The sequence below is a fragment of the Mycolicibacter sinensis genome (assembly GCF_001673565.1).
In the GTDB taxonomy this organism is placed as follows: domain Bacteria; phylum Actinomycetota; class Actinomycetes; order Mycobacteriales; family Mycobacteriaceae; genus Mycobacterium; species Mycobacterium sinense_C.
The window spans coordinates 72,185-87,774 of the sequence record NZ_LZMF01000032.1; the positions used below are offsets into that span (position 1 = coordinate 72,185).

Genomic DNA, 15,590 nt, shown 5'->3' on the forward strand with positions numbered 1-15,590 from the left:
AAGGGGGGTGTCCCGCCGGTGACTTCGTCGACCAGACGCTCCGCCGGAGGCCGCCTGACCGACCGGGTGTTCCGCCTGGTGGCCGAGGGGTCGGGCGTGTTGATCATCGTCTTGATCACCGCCGTCGGGGGCTTTCTGCTGTTGCGCGCCATCCCGGCGTTGCGGCGCAACAAGGAGAACTTCTTCACCTACGCCGGCAGCTGGGTCACCACCGACACCTCGGCCATGCACTTCGGCATCGCCGAACTGCTGCGGGTGACGGTGTTCGTCTCGCTGTTCGCCCTGTTGTTGGCCATGCCGGTGGCCTTGGGCGTGGCGGTGTACCTCGCCCAGTACGCGCCCCGGCGCCTGGTCGGGCCGCTGGCGTATCTGGTCGAACTGCTGGCCGCGGTGCCCTCGATCATCTATGGGGCGTGGGGGCTGTACGTGCTGGCGCCGCAGCTGCGGGGCAGCGCGCAATGGCTGAACGAGAATTTCGGCGAGGTGTTCCTGTTCGCCACCGGCAATGCGTCGGTCGCCGGCGGAGGGACCATCTTCACCGGCGGAATCGTGCTGGCGGTGATGATCCTGCCGATCATCACCGCGGTCACCCGCGAGGTGTTCGCGCAGACCCCCGGCGGTCAGATCGAGGCCGCGCTGGCACTGGGCGCGACTCGTTGGGAAGTGGTCAAGATGGTGATACTGCCGTTCGGGCGATCGGGCTACATCAGCGCCGCAATGCTGGGACTGGGGCGCGCGCTCGGTGAGACGGTAGCGCTGTTGATCATTCTGCGGGCCACCCAGAAGGCATTCGGTTGGTCGCTGTTCGACGGCGGCTCCACCTTCGCCACCAAGATTGCCGCCACCGCATCAGAGTTCAACGACCAGTACAAGGCGGGTGCCTACATCGCCGCAGGGTTGGTGCTGTTCGTACTCACCCTGGTCGTCAACGCGTTGGCGCGCGCCGCCATCACCAAGAAGGTGCACCAGTGACCGCCCTACTGGATCGGCCCGTCAAGGAACGGACTTTCGCCACGGTCAGCCTGCGGCGCAGGCTGGTGAACAAGGTGGCGACGGTGCTGGTCACCCTCGCCATGGCCGCGGCGCTGGTGCCGCTGGTGTGGGTGATGTATTCGGTGATCGAGCACGGTCTTCCGGCAGTCGTCTCCAGTCGCTGGTGGACCCATTCGCAGGCCGGTATGACGGCCTTTGCGCCCGGCGGCGGCGCCTACCACGCGATCGTCGGGACCCTGTTGCAAGGCGCGGTGTGCGCGGCGCTGTCGATCCCGCTCGGTGTCTTCGTGGGCATCTACCTGGTCGAATACGGTGCCGGCACCCGGCTCGGCAAGCTCGCCACATTCATGGTAGACATCCTGACCGGGGTGCCGTCGATCGTGGCGGCGCTGTTCATCTATGCGCTGTGGGTGGCCACCCTGGGATTTCAGCGTTCCGGCTTCGCGGTGTCGCTGTCGCTGGTGCTGCTGACGGTGCCGGTGATCGTGCGGGCGACCGAAGAGATGCTCCGGGTCATCCCGATGGACCTGCGGGAAGCCAGTTACGCACTGGGCGCCCCGAAGTGGAAGACCATAGTCAGCATCGTCATTCCGACCGCGCTGTCGGGAATCATCACCGGGATCCTGCTCGCGTTGGCCCGGGTGATGGGCGAGACGGCGCCGCTGCTGATCCTGGTCGGCTATGCGCAGGCGATGAACTTCGACATGTTTCACGGCTTCATGGGATCGTTGCCGGGAATGATGTATGACCAGACGTCGGCGGGCGCGGGTACGGGTGCGGTGCCCACTGATCGTCTCTGGGGTGCCGCGCTCACGCTGATCGTGCTGATAGGGATACTGAACATCGCGGCCCGGTTCGGGGCAAGGGTGCTCGCGCCGAAGAAGTTCTAGTCTGTCGGCGATCCAACGCGAAGCGGTGGGCAATGAATAGGAGAGCTGCACGGTGGCTAAAAGGTTGGACCTGACCGATCTCAACATCTATTACGGGGCCTTCCATGCTGTCGCCGACGTGACGCTGTCGGTCGCTCCGCGTAGCGTCACCGCGTTCATCGGGCCGTCCGGATGCGGTAAGTCGACGGTGTTGCGCACCCTGAACCGGATGCATGAGGTCATCTCCGGTGCGCGGGTCGAGGGATCGGTGCTGCTCGACGGCGAGGACATCTACGGCTCGGCGATCGACCCGGTCGGGGTGCGTAAAGCCATCGGCATGGTGTTCCAGCGTCCGAACCCGTTCCCGACGATGTCGATCCGGGACAACGTGGTGGCCGGGCTGAAATTGCAGGGTGTCCGCAACCGCCGGTTGCTCGACGAGACCGCGGAGCACTCGCTGCGCGGCGCCAACCTGTGGAACGAGGTGAAAGACCGGCTGGACAAGCCCGGAGGCGGGTTGTCCGGCGGTCAGCAGCAGCGATTGTGCATCGCCCGGGCCATCGCGGTGCAGCCCGATGTGCTCTTGATGGACGAACCCTGTTCGGCGTTGGACCCCATCTCCACGATGGCGATCGAGGAGCTGATCGCCAAGCTGAAGCAGGACTACACCATCGTCATCGTCACGCACAACATGCAGCAGGCGGCCCGGGTCAGCGACCAGACCGCGTTCTTCAACCTCGAGGCCGTAGGCAAGCCGGGTCGGCTGATCGAGATCGACGGCACCGAGAAGATCTTCTCCAACCCGAGCCGTCGCGAGACCGAGGACTACATCTCGGGTCGCTTCGGGTAAACGCCGGCGAACCATTGCGCATCTATCCGGTTTTTCTGCCAGCGAGATCGACTACTGTGTGGTGAGCTGCACCGCCGGGAGGGATGCTGTGAAGTCCAATCGTTTCGTCGTCGCGTTGAGTCTGCTGGTGACGGCCCTGCTGCTGGTCGCCGGCTGCGGCAGCTCGGCGTCCTCGGATTCCGCTTCAGACATACCGGTGCAGTGCGGCGGCAAGAAGAAGCTGCTCGCCAGCGGGTCGACCGCGCAGGCTCACGCGATAGAGCAGTTCGTCTACGCCTACATTCGGGCGTGCCCGGAGTACACGCTGGACTACCGGTCCAACGGATCCGGCCAGGGGGTGGCGCAGTTCGCCAGCGGCCATACCGAGCTGGCGGGGTCCGACTCGCCCTTGGACCCCTCGACGGGCGAGCCGCAACGGGTGAGCGCCCGCTGCGGATCGCCGGCCTGGCATCTGCCCACGGTCTTCGGTCCGATCGCGGTGACGTACAACGTCAGCGGTGTCGGTGAGCTCAATCTGGACGGGCCGACGCTGGCCAAGATCTTCAACGGCACCATCACCACGTGGAACGATCCCGCGGTGGCGGCGCTCAACAAGAGTGTCTCGCTGCCGGACGAGCCGATCCACGTGTTGTTCCGCGCTGATTCGTCCGGTACCACCGACAATTTCCAGAAGTATCTCGACGCCGCGTCCGACGGCGCCTGGGGCAAGGGCGCCGGTAAATCCTTCAAGGGTGGTGTCGGTGTCGGCGCTACCGGTAATGACGGCAGTTCCGCGCTGCTCCGCAGCACCGAGGGTGCGATCACCTATAACGAATGGTCTTTTGCGGTTGGGCGGCAGTTGAAAATGGCCCAGATCATCACCTCGGCGGGCCCGGAGCCGGTGGCGATCTCCACCGAGTCGGTGGAGAAAACCATTGCCGGTGCCAAGTTCATCGGCGAGGGCAACGATCTGGTCGTCGACACCTCGTCGTTCTACCGGCCGACGGAGGCCGGCGCCTACCCGATTGTGCTGGTGACCTACGAGATCGTCTGCTCGAAGTACCCGAACTCCGCTAATGGGCAGGCGGTCAAGGCATTCATGAACGCGGCGATCGGTGCCGGCCAGGAAGATTTGGATCAGTACGGCTACATACCGTTGCCGGACACCTTCCGATCGAAATTGCGTACAGCGATCGACGCGATCCAATAGTCGACCGGTCTTCGCGCGACCGGTGGTCGGCGCATGCCTTTTATCGAAATGAATTCGTGGTTCTTCTGAATTTATTTCTGACCCGGAAAGTAGCCATTCCTTAAGGTCGACCTGTAACCTTCAGTTCACCTGCCCTTCATCGGGACGGTGCCTGCAGTTGCCCTGCAGAGAGCAAGTCGCGTCGGTGCCGCTCATGTCACCGGGTGAAGGGAGTGTTGTGGACAGTCGTGAGGCGAACTCGCTGGTAGGAACGCAGTTCGGCCCCTACCGGCTGCTGCGGCTGCTTGGTCGCGGCGGGATGGGTGAGGTCTACGAAGCCGAAGACACCCGCAAACGTCGGTCGGTTGCGCTGAAGCTGATCTCGCCGCCGTTGTCGGGAAACCCGCTATTTCGGGCCCGGATGCAACGAGAGGCCGACGCAGCCGGCCAACTCAGGGAACCGCATGTGATTCCCATTTTCGATTACGGCGAGGTCGACGGGCAGATGTTCGTCGCGATGCAGCTGGTCGACGGCGAGGACCTGGCCGCCGTGCTGCGGCGGACCGGCCCGCTGAACCCGGGCCGAGCGGTGGCGATCATCGACCAGGTGGCCGCCGCGCTGGACGCCGCCCATGACAACGGCGTGACGCACCGCGACGTCAAACCCGAGAACATCCTGATCACCCACCGCGATTTCGCCTACCTGGTCGACTTCGGGATCGCGCGCGCCGCCACCGATCCCGGCATCACCCAGACCGGTACCACGGTGGGCACCTACAACTACATGGCCCCGGAGCGGTTCGGCGCCGACGAGGTCACCTACCGCTCCGATATCTATTCGCTGGCCTGTGTGCTCAACGAGTGCCTGACCGGCGTGCCCCCGTACCGGTCCAACAGCGTCGAGCGGCTGATCACCGCCCACCTGATGGAGCCCCCGCCGCGGCCCAGCCAGCTGCGGCCGGGCGTCGTGCCCATCGCGTTGGACCAGGTGATCGCCCGCGGCATGGCGAAGAACCCGTGGGACCGCTACAGCAGCGCCGGCGATCTGGCTCACGCGGCGCACGACGCGCTGACCGTGGCGGAGCAGCATCGGGCCGCCATGATCGTGCGGCAGGGTGAGGAAACCAGCCGTGCGGTCAGCGTTGCCGGTATCGCGGTCGCCGGCAGATCCGATCGGCCCCCGGGCGGGTTTCGCGGCCAACCCGGTCACACCGGCGAGTTCGACTCGACCATGGCCCGGCCGGCGGTGGCCGACGGCTCGTGGCGGGAGCGGCCGGCACCTGAACGTCATCCGGCACCCGCAGGGTTCCAGGGTCAGTCGCTGGCCCCGGCGGCACAGCGTAAGAGCCGACCCAAGTGGCTGCTGCCAGCCGCGGCCGCCGCGGCGGTGCTGGCCGTCGTGGGCCTGGCCGGCGGATACGCGCTCACCCGTGAGTCGAGTCCGGCTCAGGTGGCCTCGGCGAACGGGCAGAGCGTTGTGCCGTTGGAGGGGCTGAGTTTTCGACTCTCCCCGGGGGGCCTGGCGCTGGACCGCGATGACAACCTCTACATCACCAACCAGAGCATGTACGGTCGGGTGCTGAAACTGGCGCCGGGATCGAACAGCCCGGAAGTGCTGCCGTTCACCGGCCTTTACGAGCCGCAGGGGGTGGCCGTCGCTGCCGACGGCTCGGTGTACGTCAGCGACTTCAACAACCGAGTGGTGAAGTTGGTGGTGGACACCGGCGAGCAGACCGAACTGCCATTCGCGGGGCTCAACTACCCCGAGGGCGTGGAGGTGGACGCTCAGGGCAGTGTCTACGTCGCCGACCGCGGCAACAACCGGGTGGTGAAGTTGCCGGCCGGGTCTGACGCGCAGGTCGTGCTGCCCTTCACCGGGTTGCGTAACCCTGACGATGTCGCCGTCGACAGCGGGGGGAACGTCTACGTCACCGACACCGACAATGACCGGGTGGTGCGCCTGAACGCCGGTTCGGACGCTCAGACGGACCTGCCGTTCACCGAACTGTCGTCACCGTGGGGCGTCTCGGTGGATCGCAGCGACAACGTCTACGTCACCAACCACGAGAACCACAAGGTGTTCAAGCTCGATGCCGGGAGCAGCAACCAGACCAAGCTGCCGTTCACCGGCCTCAACACTCCGTTGCAGGTGGTGGCCGGCGCCGACGGCGGGCTGTTCGTGGCTGACCGCGGCAACAACCGGGTGGTCAAGCTGGTCCCCGGCTCATAGCGAGCCGGGGCCACCGCGGTAAGCGGATCGGTTATCGCTGCCGGACCGCGGTGAGCCGGGTCGCTACCGCGGCCAGAACGGCGCTGAACGCGACGACGAGGATCAATGTCAGCGCCGCACCCCATACCCGGGCGTGGCCGGCGGCTTCGGGATTGGCCAGCTCGCTGTAGATCAGCAACGGTAGTGAGGCCATGTTGTTGTGCAGGATGTCGTAGTTGATCGAGCGGCTGTAGCCGACCAGAACCAGTACCGGCGCGGTCTCACCGATGACGCGGGCCAGCGCGAGAAAGGTTCCGGACACGATTCCCGACAAGGCGGTCGGAATCACGATCCGGACGATCGTCTTCCACTTCGGCACGCCCAACGCGTAGCTGGCTTCCCGTAGCTCGTCGGGGACCAGCCGGAGCATCTCCTCGGTGGATCGCACCACGATGGGCAGCATCAGCAGGACCAGGGCCAGGGAAACGGCGAACGCGCTCTGCTCGAAACCCAGGGTGGCGATCCACAGACTGAAGACGAACAGCGACGCCACGATGGAGGGCACTCCGGCCAGCACGTCGACCATGAACGTGGTCAGCCGGGCCCACCGTCCGGATCCGTACTCGACCAGGTATACCGCGGTCATCAGGCCGAGCGGTACCGCCAGCAGGGCCGCCACCCCGGCCTGCACCAGCGTTCCGTACAACGCGTGATACACCCCGCCGGCCAACTCATCGGGCAATACGCCGCGCAGCGAGTGGGTCCACCAGGATGTGTTGACGATGGCCCGCCAGCCGCGCGCGATCACCACCCAGAGCAGCCAGATCAGCGGCACGGTCGCGATGCCGAACGAGACCAGGAAGATCAGCGCGGCAAATCGGTCTTTGATCCGGCGCCGGAGGCTGATGTGGCTGGCCTCGCGGACCTTGGCCGGTTTTTCCAGTGCGGGGGTGCTCATCCGTTGACCTTGCCTCCGGCCACCGCGCGGGCAGCGGCGTTGACGACGAATGTCAGGAGAAACAGGGCGAAACCCGCGGCGATGTAAGCGCCGGTCGGCAGGGGGGCGCTGAACTCGGAGGCGGCGGACGCGATTTTGGAGGCAAACGTGTACCCGCCGTCGAACAGCGACCAATTCCCGGGGCGCGGTGAGGCGCGCAGGATGATCAGCATGGCGATCGTCTCGCCCAGGGCGCGGCCCAGCCCCAGCATCGACGCGGCGATGACACCGCTGCGACCGTAGGGCAGCACTGCCATCCGCACCACCTCCCATCGGGTGGCGCCCAGTGCCTGGGCCGCCTCGATGTGTGCGGCCGGCGTCTGTCGGAACACCTCGCGGGCTACCGAGGTGATGATCGGCAGGATCATCACCGCCAGGACGATTCCGCCGGTGAAAATCGTGCCGCCGCCGGCCAGGGACACGTTGCCCTTGGCGAATAGCGGCAACCAGCCCAGGTGATCGTTGAGGAAGCGCGCCACCGGATACAGCATCGGCGCCAGCACGAAAATCCCCCACAGCCCGAAGATTATGGACGGGACCGCCGCCAACAGGTCGATGATCACGCCGAACGGCCGCGACAGCTGGCGGGGCGCATACCGGGTGATGAATACCGCGATGCTGATCGAGACCGGCACGGCCACCGCCAATGCGAGCAGCGAGCTCAATACCGTCACCATCAGCAGGTCCCGGATCCCGAACGCCAGGCCGCTGGCGCCGCCGGTGCTGAAAGTGGCGGCGGTGAAGAAATTCGCGGTGTTGGCGCGCAGTGAGGGCACGGCGCGGATCAGCAGAAAGATAGCGATCAGAGCGATCGCGACGACGACCGTCGATCCGGCCGCCACCGCGATCGCCCGAAAGATCCGTTCCCCCACGGACCCGCGCGTCCTGCCGGCCACTTCGGGCAACGACGACTTCGAGCTGTCGTCAGGCCGGCGAAAACGGCCTCCACCCTGAGGTGACCGTTGACGAACGGTCACTCGATGGCGTCGACTGCGGTCGACAAGCGCGGCTTGAAAGCGTCCGGGATCGGCACGTATCCGTTCTCATCCAGGCCGAACTGCCCGGACCCGATGGTCGACTTCAAAAACATCCGCACCGCGGTGCCCACTTCGGCATCGGGGTACTTCGAGCAGACCACCTCGTAGGTCGCCAGCACGATCGGGTACGAGCCGGCCTGGCTCGGCTTGTAGAACGACGCGGTGTCCAGCACCAGGTCGTTGCCCTGACCTGCGATGGTGGCCCCGGCGATCGTCTTGCCGACCGATTCGGTGCTGATCGCGACGGGATCCGGGCCGGCGGAGGTGACGATCTTCGCGGTGCGCAGATCCTTGGCCTGGGCGAACGACCACTCGTTGTAGGTGATCGCACCATCGGTCGTGCTGATCGCGCCCGCGGTGCCGTCGTTGCCCTTGGCGCCTTCGCCGACGCCGCCGTTGAACGTCTTGCCGGCGCCCTTGCCCCACGCACCGTCCGATGCGCCGTCCAGGTACTGCTGGAAGTTGTCGGTGGTACCGGATTCGTCACTGCGGAACACCACATGGATGGGCGCGGCGGGCAGTGCGGCGTCGGGGTTGAGGGCCTTGAGCGCCGGGTCGTCCCAACTGGTGATGGCGCCGTTGAAGATCTTTGCCGCCGTCGGGCCGTCGAGGACCAGGTCGTCGACGCCGCCGACGTTGTAGGTGATGGCGATCGGACCGAAAACCACCGGCAGGTTCCACGCCGGGGACTTACAGCGCTGCTCGGCCTGCGCGGCCTCCTCGGGCTTGAGCGGCACGTCGGAGCCCGCGAAATCGGTCTGGCCGCCGATGAATTCGCGGATTCCGGCGCCCGACCCGTTGGCCGTGTAGTTCACCGTCTGGTCGGCGCACTCCGCGATGAACGTCTTGACGAATCTGGCCATCGCGTTCTGCTGGGCCGTCGATCCACTCGCTTTCAGCGTGCTGGCGCCGCCGCAGTCGCTGCTGGCCGAGGAACTTCCGGAGGAAGCGCCGCCGTGGGAAGTGGTGTTGCTGTCGCTGCCACAGCCGGACAATGCCAGCGTGCTGGTAGCCAGGATTCCCAATGCCGCACCGTAACCGTTCAGTTTCATCTCGGGGCCTTTCGGTCGAAGTCAGGTTGACGAACACACCCGCTGTATCACCGGATCGGCCCGGCCGCGAAACCACAAAATCGGGTACGGCACGGGCTGTGGAAAAGACTAACAGGACATGCATACACCGGGCGGGCGCTAGCCGCTCTATTCGGGTGAGGGCAGGGTGTTCTCGTCCGGGAACTTGCCGGTGGCCTGAAAGATCACCCGGCGGGCGACCTCGACGGTGTGGTCGGCGAACCGCTCGTAGAACCGGCCGAGCAGGGTCACGTCGACGGCCGCCGCCACTCCATGTCGCCATTCCTTGTCCATCATCACCGAGAACAGATGCCGGTGCAGGTCGTCCATCGCGTCGTCGTCCTCGCGAATCCGGGCGGCCTTCTCCGGGTCGCGGGACAGCAGCACCTCTCGGGCGCTGTTGCCCAAATCGACTGCCACCCGGCCCATTTCGGCGAAGTATCCATTGACCTCTTCGGGGAGTGCGTGTTGCGGATGCCGGCGGCGGGCGATCTTGGCGACGTGCAGGGCCAGCGCGCCCATCCGGTCGATGTCGGCGACCATCTGGATGGAGCTGACGATGGCCCGGAGGTCTCCGGCGACCGGCGCCTGCAACGCCAGCAGCACGAAGGCGCTCTCCTCGGCGCGGGCGCTCATCGCGGCGATCTTCTCGTGGTCGCTGATCACCTGCTCGGCCACCACGAGGTCAGCCTGCAAGAGCGCCTGCGTGGCACGTTCCATGGCCTTTCCGGCCAGGCCGCACATAGTGCCGAGCTGTTCGGCCAGGTCCGAGAGCTGCTCATGGTAGGCGGTACGCATGCCCTCAAGACTAACCTGGGCCGGCGCCCGATGGCCTCGCCCCGGCAGCCGCCGCAGCGACTACTCGCAGGTGGTGTCAGCTGCGTTGGTGACCGTCAGATCGTCGGGCAGCTCGGTCGGCTCGACGCTGGCGCCGCGGTTGAGCTGCACGTTCAGCTGGGCGCCGGTGCCAGCCGGCTTGGTGACGCTGCGGAAGTCCGAACCCAGGACCACGCGCACGATGCTGCCCAAACCGGTGACCCGCTCGATCGGCGCGCCCGACAAGGCCGAAGCGACGGTGGCGGCGGCCTGCTCGTTGCCGGGGGAGAACAGCACTTTGGTGGCCTTGACCGTACCCGGGTAGTCGTCGGCGCTGTCGACGTCGAAACCCCACCGCTGCAGGCCTTCAGAGGTGGAGGCGGCCAGGCCGGAGACGTCGGTGGCGTTGGACACCCGCACGGTGACGTCGCCGGGGGAGGTGGCGACCGCTCGCACCTGCTCGCTCTGCGGCTTGGACGGCCCGGCAGGGGCCGCCGAAGACTGAGCCGCCGAGGACTGGGCGGGGGACTGCGTGGTGGGGCTGGCCGTGGTGGTCGAGACCGACGTGGCGTTGTGGTCGTTCTCGCCGGGCAGCGGGTCGTCGTTGATGATGGCGTCGAACAACGCCCGCATGTCGTCCATCCGCGGGACCTCGTCGCCGTTCTCGTCGGTCTCGCTGGTCGGCACCGTGACGAAGGTGATGTGTCCAGCCGCCACCTTCTGCAGCGACTGCCCGAGGTTTACCAGGTCCTTGGTCTTGACATTGTCCACGTAGCTGTCGCCGATGAACATGTTGACGACGTTGTTGAGCTTGGTCGGCGAGAAGAACGTGTTCGTGGAGATCAGCGAGCGCAGCAGCGACGACAGGAACAGCTGTTGGCGTTTGATGCGGCCGTAGTCGCCGTTGTCCTCGGTGGTGACGTTGCGGGCCCGCACGTAGCTCAGCGCGGTCCCCCCGTTGATCCGCTGGCGCCCGCTGTGTTCCAGAACGCTGCCCAGCTCGAGGTCGTAGAGCGGGCTGGTGGTGCACACCTCGACGCCGCCCAGCGCGTCGACCATCTTGCCGAAGCCGACGAAATCGACGGCCATGAACCGGTTGACCGCCAGGCCGGAGAGCTTCTGGATCTCCTTGACCAGGCACTTCGGCCCGCCGAAGGCATACGTCGAGTTCAGCTTCGTCTCGGTGTAGACCGTCTCGGCGCTGTAGGTGCCGGTATCCGCGTCGTAGATCGAGCCGTAGGCACCGGTCTCGGGATTCCAGACATCACACTTGATCGGCGTGATCGCCAGGTCGCGCGGGAAGGACACCACCACCACGCGTCTGCGGTCGGCCGGGATGTTGACCAGCATGATCGTGTCGGATCGGGCGCCCTCGGCGTCCTCGGTGGTGCCCGCGCCGATCTCGCTGTTGGCCCCGGCGCGGGTGTCCGCGCCCACGATCAGGAAGTTCTCGTCGCCGTACTGGCCGGCCGCGTCGAGGATGTCCTGCGAGTTGGGGTCCAGCGCGTTGACGTGGTTGAGGCTGCGGTTCTTCGACGTGCTCCACTGCCAGGCCGAACCGGTCAGCACCAGGGCGAGGACCGCCATCATGGCCGCCACCATCCGGCCGGCCACCATGGCCCGACGGCGGGTCTTGTGCGGGCGCGGCTCGTCACCGGCGTCCTCGGCTTCGTAATCGCCGCCCGGCGGGTCGACGCGCAGGATCTCGCCCGCCACGTCCGGCAGTTCGGTGGTGGGCTCGAATCCGTCCCAGTCCGCCCAATCGGGCTCGGCGGTGTCGTCGGGCTGCGTGCCGTGAATCAGGTCGAGGTCGGGCAGCTCCGAGGGATAAGCCACGTCGGCGATGTCGGTGGCTTCCAAGGCCTCGAAGGGCTCGAAGGCCTCGAAATCCGGTGCGTCCACGACATCGAAGGCCGGCCAGGATTCGGCTTCGGGCTCCGGCGCGGATTCGTCTTCCCACTCTTCGGGCGTCAGCTCGTCTTCGGGCTCCGGGGCGGCACGACGCCGGCTGCGGCCGCCAGAGGGCGGAACGCCGCTGTTGACCCTGGCGATCAGGTCGGCCACGCTCACCGAGCCGTCACCGCCGTTGCGGCGGCGAGATGAAGCCGAACGGCGCGGGGCCGGGGCTGCGTCCTGGGCGGGGGTCTGCCACCGCTCCCAGGGTGCGGGACCGGGCGCCGCCATCGTCAGGACCTGATGGTCCCCGTCGTCTCGGCCGTCTGGCGCCCAGGGGCCAGGAGTGGCGTTGTCGCCGTCACTCATGTCCTTACGGGCCTCCGAGTCTTCGGGACTGACGGCGTCGATCGCGCGTCAGCGCGGCACGGATGGTCACCGTTGAGTCTCCGTACCTGTTCCGCCCCCGCAGGGGAGAACCCCACCTGGGACAACAAGCTACTTATTCTACTGAGAAGTTTCCAGACACGCGATGTCGAGAACGTCTCATTTCAGCCACCCGAGTGCATAATGTCTGCCCCGTCCGGCACCGCGCAATCGTCTGGATCAGTCAGCCAGCCGTCGGGCAGCGCGACCTTGGCCGGTGAGCCCTGCCGTCCGCGCGGCCCGGTCGCGGCAGCCGGAAACGGGATCGACCCGTCGAGCTGCTCGAGCAGCGCGTCGAGTTCGGCCAGCGTGGTGACCATGGCCATCGCGCGGCGCAGCTCCGACCCGGCCGGGAACCCATGCAGGTACCAGGCGACGTGCTTGCGGATCTCCCGCATGCCCTTGTCCTCGCCGAAATGCGCGGCCAGCAATTCGCCGTGGCGGCGGATGACATCGGCGACTTCGCCCAGCGTGGGCGGGGTGGGGGCCTTGCGGCCGGCGAAGGCCGCGGACAGCTCGGCGAACAGCCAGGGCCGCCCCAGACAGCCCCGGCCGATGACGACGCCGTCGCAGCCGGTGGCGGCCATCATGGCCAGCGCGTCACCGGCTTCGAAGATGTCCCCGTTGCCGAGCACCGGGATCGAGCGCACCTGGGCTTTCAGCGCCGCGATCTGCTCCCAGTCGGCGGTGCCGGAGTAGCGCTGCGCCGCGGTGCGGGCGTGCAGGGCCACCGCCGCGGCGCCCTCGGATTCCGCGATCCGCCCGGCGTCGAGGTGAGTGTGGGTGGCGTCGTCGATCCCGATCCGGAACTTCACGGTCACCGGGATATCGGTGCCGGCCGTGCCGCGAACCGCCGCCGCGACGATGTTGCCGAACAGCCGGCGCTTGTAGGGCAGCGCCGACCCGCCGCCCAGTCGGGTCACCTTGGGCACCGGGCAGCCGAAGTTCATGTCGATGTGATCGGCCAGGCCTTCGTCGGCGATCATCTTGGCCGCGGCGTAGGTGGTGTCCGGATCGACGGTGTAGAGCTGCAGCGAGCGGGGGGACTCCTCGGACGCGAACGTCGTCATGTGCAAGGTGGCCGGGTGGCGCTCGACGAGCGCGCGGGCGGTCACCATCTCGCACACGTAGAGCCCGCTGACCGTTCCGGCCCGGGACTGCTCCAGCTCGCGGCAGAGCGTGCGGAATGCGACGTTGGTCACACCGGCCATCGGGGCCAGCACCACGGGGCTGGCGAGTTCGATCGAACCGATCCGCAACGCAGGTCGCGCTGCCACGTCGGCTACGGCGCTGATGGCTCCAGCACCTTCGTGGAGGCCTTGGCGGCGCGCTTCTCGGCCACTTTGGCCTCCCGCTCGAGCCGGCGCTGCTTGGCCACCTCGAATTTGTCGCACGTCTCTTCCAGCTCGGTGACGATCTTGCCGATCTCGTCCTGGTAGCGGGCGGCCTCGCCGGTGAAGTCGCGCTCGAGGATGCGCCACTTCTTCAGCACCGGCATCACCACGTCGTCGAGGTGGATGCGCGGGTCATAGACGCCGCCGACGGCGATGATCACCGCCTTGCGGCGGAATTCGGGCACCACGTAGCCGGGCATCTGGAAGTTGGCCAGCACCCGGTGCAGGGAGTACATCGCCTGTTCCGGCGCTATGTCGAACCCGACCGCGCTGATGTCGCGGTAGAAGATCATGTGCAGGTTCTCGTCGGCCGAGATGCGGGCCAGCAGCTGGTCGGCCACCGGGTCGTTGCAGGCCCGGCCGGTGTTGCGGTGCGAGATCCGGGTGGCCAGCTCCTGGAAGGTCACATAGACGACCGAGTCGAACAGGCTCTGGGCGAACAGGTCGCCGGAGACCTGGTGGTTCTGCCCGGGGCTGAAGCCGCGGTTGACGGTCTCCATCCGCAGGGTCTCCAGCTCGATCGGGTCGCAGTTGCGGGTGACGACGAGGTAGTCCCGCAGCGCGATGCCGTGCCGGTTCTCCTCGGCCGTCCACCGGTTGACCCAGGTGCCCCAGGGGGCGTCCATGGTGAAGTTCATCGCGATCTCGCGATGATACGAGGGCAGGTTGTCCTCGGTCAGCAGGTTCTGGATCATCGCGGTGCGGGCGACCTCGGACAGCTTCGACTGCTCGGGGTCCCAGTCCTGGCCGCCGAGGGCGTAGTAGTTCTTGCCCTCCGACCACGGCACGTAGTCGTGGGGATTCCAGTCCTTGGTCATGGAGAAGTGGCGGTTGACCGCGTTCTCGACGACCGGCTCGAGTTCGTGCAGCAACTCCAGGTCGGTCCACTCACGCGTCATAACAGCTCCTGAATATCTGTGTCCGCTAGTTGCAGGCAATATATCTGTGTATGTCGGTAGCAGCAAGTTTCGCGAGGCCGTGTTGTGTTACACATCGGCATCGTCGGGCCGGCCGGTATTGAGCAGCATGTCGACGCAGAAGTCGATGAACTGCGTTCGGCTGGCCGCGAGCCGTCCGTTGAGATAGGCGGTGAACAACGCGGTCAGGGCGCCGATCAGCCCGGTCGCCACCATGTTCTGCACCGCGGGATCGCCGATCCGGGTGAGCTTGCGCTGCAGCATCTCGATGAAGTTGGGCATCCAGCGCGCACCGGAGTGGGTCAGCACCGGCTCACTCTCGGGGGCCAGCAGTAGCACCCGGCCGCGCACCGGGTCGTCGACCATCAAGGCGACGAAGCCTTCCACGGCTTCGCGCGGCGTGTGGGCCGACAGCAGTGCCGCCATGGCGCGCCCACACACGTCGTCGTACACCGCGCGCACGAATTCATCACGGTCGGCGAAGCTTTCGTAGAAATAGCGTTCGGTCAGCGCGGCCGCGCGGCAGACCGACCGGATGGTGAGCGTGGGCCCGCTTTCGGCGCCGAGCAGTTGCACGCCGACGGCGATGAATTCGTCGCGGCGCAGGGCGTGACGATCTTCCAGTGGGACCCCGGACCAACGGCCCCGGCGTTGACCGGACGGCACTTCAATCTCCTAAAGGTCCATGTTGACAACGATCGTAGCCGCCGGTCGCGGGCGGCGACGTCCGATCTTTCGCCGCTCGAGCATCGAGACGGCGGTGCAGTGCCGGCCGGAAGCGGCTCCCGCGTGGAGTTAGTCCAGACAATAAAACCGCGGGGCGGCCCGCTGGCGCCCTTGACTAGGCGCACAGTGCTGCGGAATAGTGTTCTTCAGAACGAAGAATCACGTATGTTGTCCGGACAAATCCGCATATCCGGTGCCTGAGACTGCCGGGAGCGTGCGGATCTG

Annotated in this window: 13 protein-coding genes; 5 read left to right on the forward strand and 8 right to left on the reverse strand. The window is 66.6% G+C overall.

Translation table 11 applies throughout. The features are described 5' to 3' along the window. Nucleotides 1-18: 18 nt before the first annotated feature. The 5 genes from pstC (A5648_RS05225) (at nt 19) to A5648_RS05245 (ending at nt 6,110) form a co-directional block, all read left to right on the forward strand. The gene (gene pstC / locus A5648_RS05225) at nt 19-972 is read left to right on the forward strand and encodes a phosphate ABC transporter permease subunit PstC (RefSeq protein ID WP_207511600.1); all 954 of its coding nucleotides are present in this window, start codon (nt 19-21) and stop codon (nt 970-972) included. Beyond that, entirely contained in the window at nt 969-1,883 is a 915-nt protein-coding gene (pstA, locus tag A5648_RS05230) for a phosphate ABC transporter permease PstA (protein WP_065023520.1), read from the forward strand. The genes pstC (A5648_RS05225) and pstA (A5648_RS05230) overlap by 4 nt, the downstream gene beginning before the upstream one ends. Nucleotides 1,884-1,935: 52 nt before the next feature. Further along, nucleotides 1,936-2,712 carry a phosphate ABC transporter ATP-binding protein PstB gene (pstB, locus tag A5648_RS05235; protein ID WP_065023521.1) on the forward strand — a complete coding sequence of 259 codons (777 nt, stop codon included), beginning with the start codon at nt 1,936-1,938 and terminating at the stop codon, nt 2,710-2,712. Nucleotides 2,713-2,800: 88 nt separating this feature from the next. Continuing rightward, nucleotides 2,801-3,901, forward strand: coding sequence for a phosphate ABC transporter substrate-binding protein PstS (gene pstS, locus A5648_RS05240; protein WP_065023522.1), 1,101 nt, complete (start codon nt 2,801-2,803; stop codon nt 3,899-3,901). 193 nt (nt 3,902-4,094) lie between these two features. Next, nucleotides 4,095-6,110: a serine/threonine-protein kinase PknD gene (locus tag A5648_RS05245; protein WP_065023523.1), complete on the forward strand. Its 2,016-nt coding sequence runs from the start codon at nt 4,095-4,097 to the stop codon at nt 6,108-6,110. Nucleotides 6,111-6,141: 31 nt separating this feature from the next. Here the strand turns inward: A5648_RS05245 and pstA (A5648_RS05250) are convergent, their stop codons facing one another. The 8 genes from pstA (A5648_RS05250) to A5648_RS05285 form a co-directional block, all read right to left on the reverse strand. Continuing rightward, nucleotides 6,142-7,047, reverse strand: a complete 906-nt coding sequence (pstA, locus tag A5648_RS05250) for a phosphate ABC transporter permease PstA (RefSeq protein WP_065023524.1) — start codon at nt 7,045-7,047, stop codon at nt 6,142-6,144. Beyond that, nucleotides 7,044-7,991 carry a phosphate ABC transporter permease subunit PstC gene (gene pstC, locus A5648_RS05255; protein WP_065023525.1) on the reverse strand — a complete coding sequence of 316 codons (948 nt, stop codon included), beginning with the start codon at nt 7,989-7,991 and terminating at the stop codon, nt 7,044-7,046. Before pstC (A5648_RS05255) ends, pstA (A5648_RS05250) begins: the two co-directional genes overlap by 4 nt. A 68-nt stretch (nt 7,992-8,059) precedes the next feature. Continuing rightward, nucleotides 8,060-9,175, reverse strand: coding sequence for a phosphate ABC transporter substrate-binding protein PstS (gene pstS / locus A5648_RS05260; RefSeq protein WP_065023526.1), 1,116 nt, complete (start codon nt 9,173-9,175; stop codon nt 8,060-8,062). 147 nt (nt 9,176-9,322) lie between these two features. After that, nucleotides 9,323-9,991, reverse strand: a complete 669-nt coding sequence (phoU, locus tag A5648_RS05265; RefSeq protein WP_065023527.1) for a phosphate signaling complex protein PhoU — start codon at nt 9,989-9,991, stop codon at nt 9,323-9,325. A 60-nt stretch (nt 9,992-10,051) separates the two neighbouring features. Next, complete coding sequence (locus A5648_RS05270) at nt 10,052-12,271, reverse strand: LCP family protein (protein WP_065023528.1); 2,220 nt, start codon at nt 12,269-12,271, stop codon at nt 10,052-10,054. Between the two features lie 182 nt (nt 12,272-12,453). Beyond that, nucleotides 12,454-13,605 carry a tRNA dihydrouridine synthase DusB gene (dusB, locus tag A5648_RS05275; protein ID WP_267887783.1) on the reverse strand — a complete coding sequence of 384 codons (1,152 nt, stop codon included), beginning with the start codon at nt 13,603-13,605 and terminating at the stop codon, nt 12,454-12,456. A 5-nt stretch (nt 13,606-13,610) separates the two neighbouring features. Further along, complete coding sequence (locus A5648_RS05280; RefSeq protein ID WP_064854302.1) at nt 13,611-14,621, reverse strand: acyl-ACP desaturase; 1,011 nt, start codon at nt 14,619-14,621, stop codon at nt 13,611-13,613. 87 nt (nt 14,622-14,708) lie between these two features. Next, nucleotides 14,709-15,305: a TetR/AcrR family transcriptional regulator gene (locus A5648_RS05285; RefSeq protein ID WP_065023530.1), complete on the reverse strand. Its 597-nt coding sequence runs from the start codon at nt 15,303-15,305 to the stop codon at nt 14,709-14,711. Nucleotides 15,306-15,590: the final 285 nt, after the last annotated feature.

Bases quoted from the DNA above. Each gene is read 5' to 3' on its own strand.
- pstA (WP_065023524.1), bottom strand. From the start codon at position 7,047: ATGAGCACCCCCGCACTGGAAAAACCGGCCAAGGTCCGCGAGGCCAGC.
- pstS (WP_065023526.1), bottom strand. From the start codon at position 9,175: ATGAAACTGAACGGTTACGGTGCGGCATTGGGAATCCTGGCTACCAGC.
- phoU (WP_065023527.1), bottom strand. From the start codon at position 9,991: ATGCGTACCGCCTACCATGAGCAGCTCTCGGACCTGGCCGAACAGCTC.
- A5648_RS05280 (WP_064854302.1), bottom strand. From the start codon at position 14,621: ATGACGCGTGAGTGGACCGACCTGGAGTTGCTGCACGAACTCGAGCCG.
- A5648_RS05270 (WP_065023528.1), bottom strand. From the start codon at position 12,271: ATGAGTGACGGCGACAACGCCACTCCTGGCCCCTGGGCGCCAGACGGC.
- A5648_RS05245 (WP_065023523.1), top strand. From the start codon at position 4,095: ATGTCACCGGGTGAAGGGAGTGTTGTGGACAGTCGTGAGGCGAACTCG.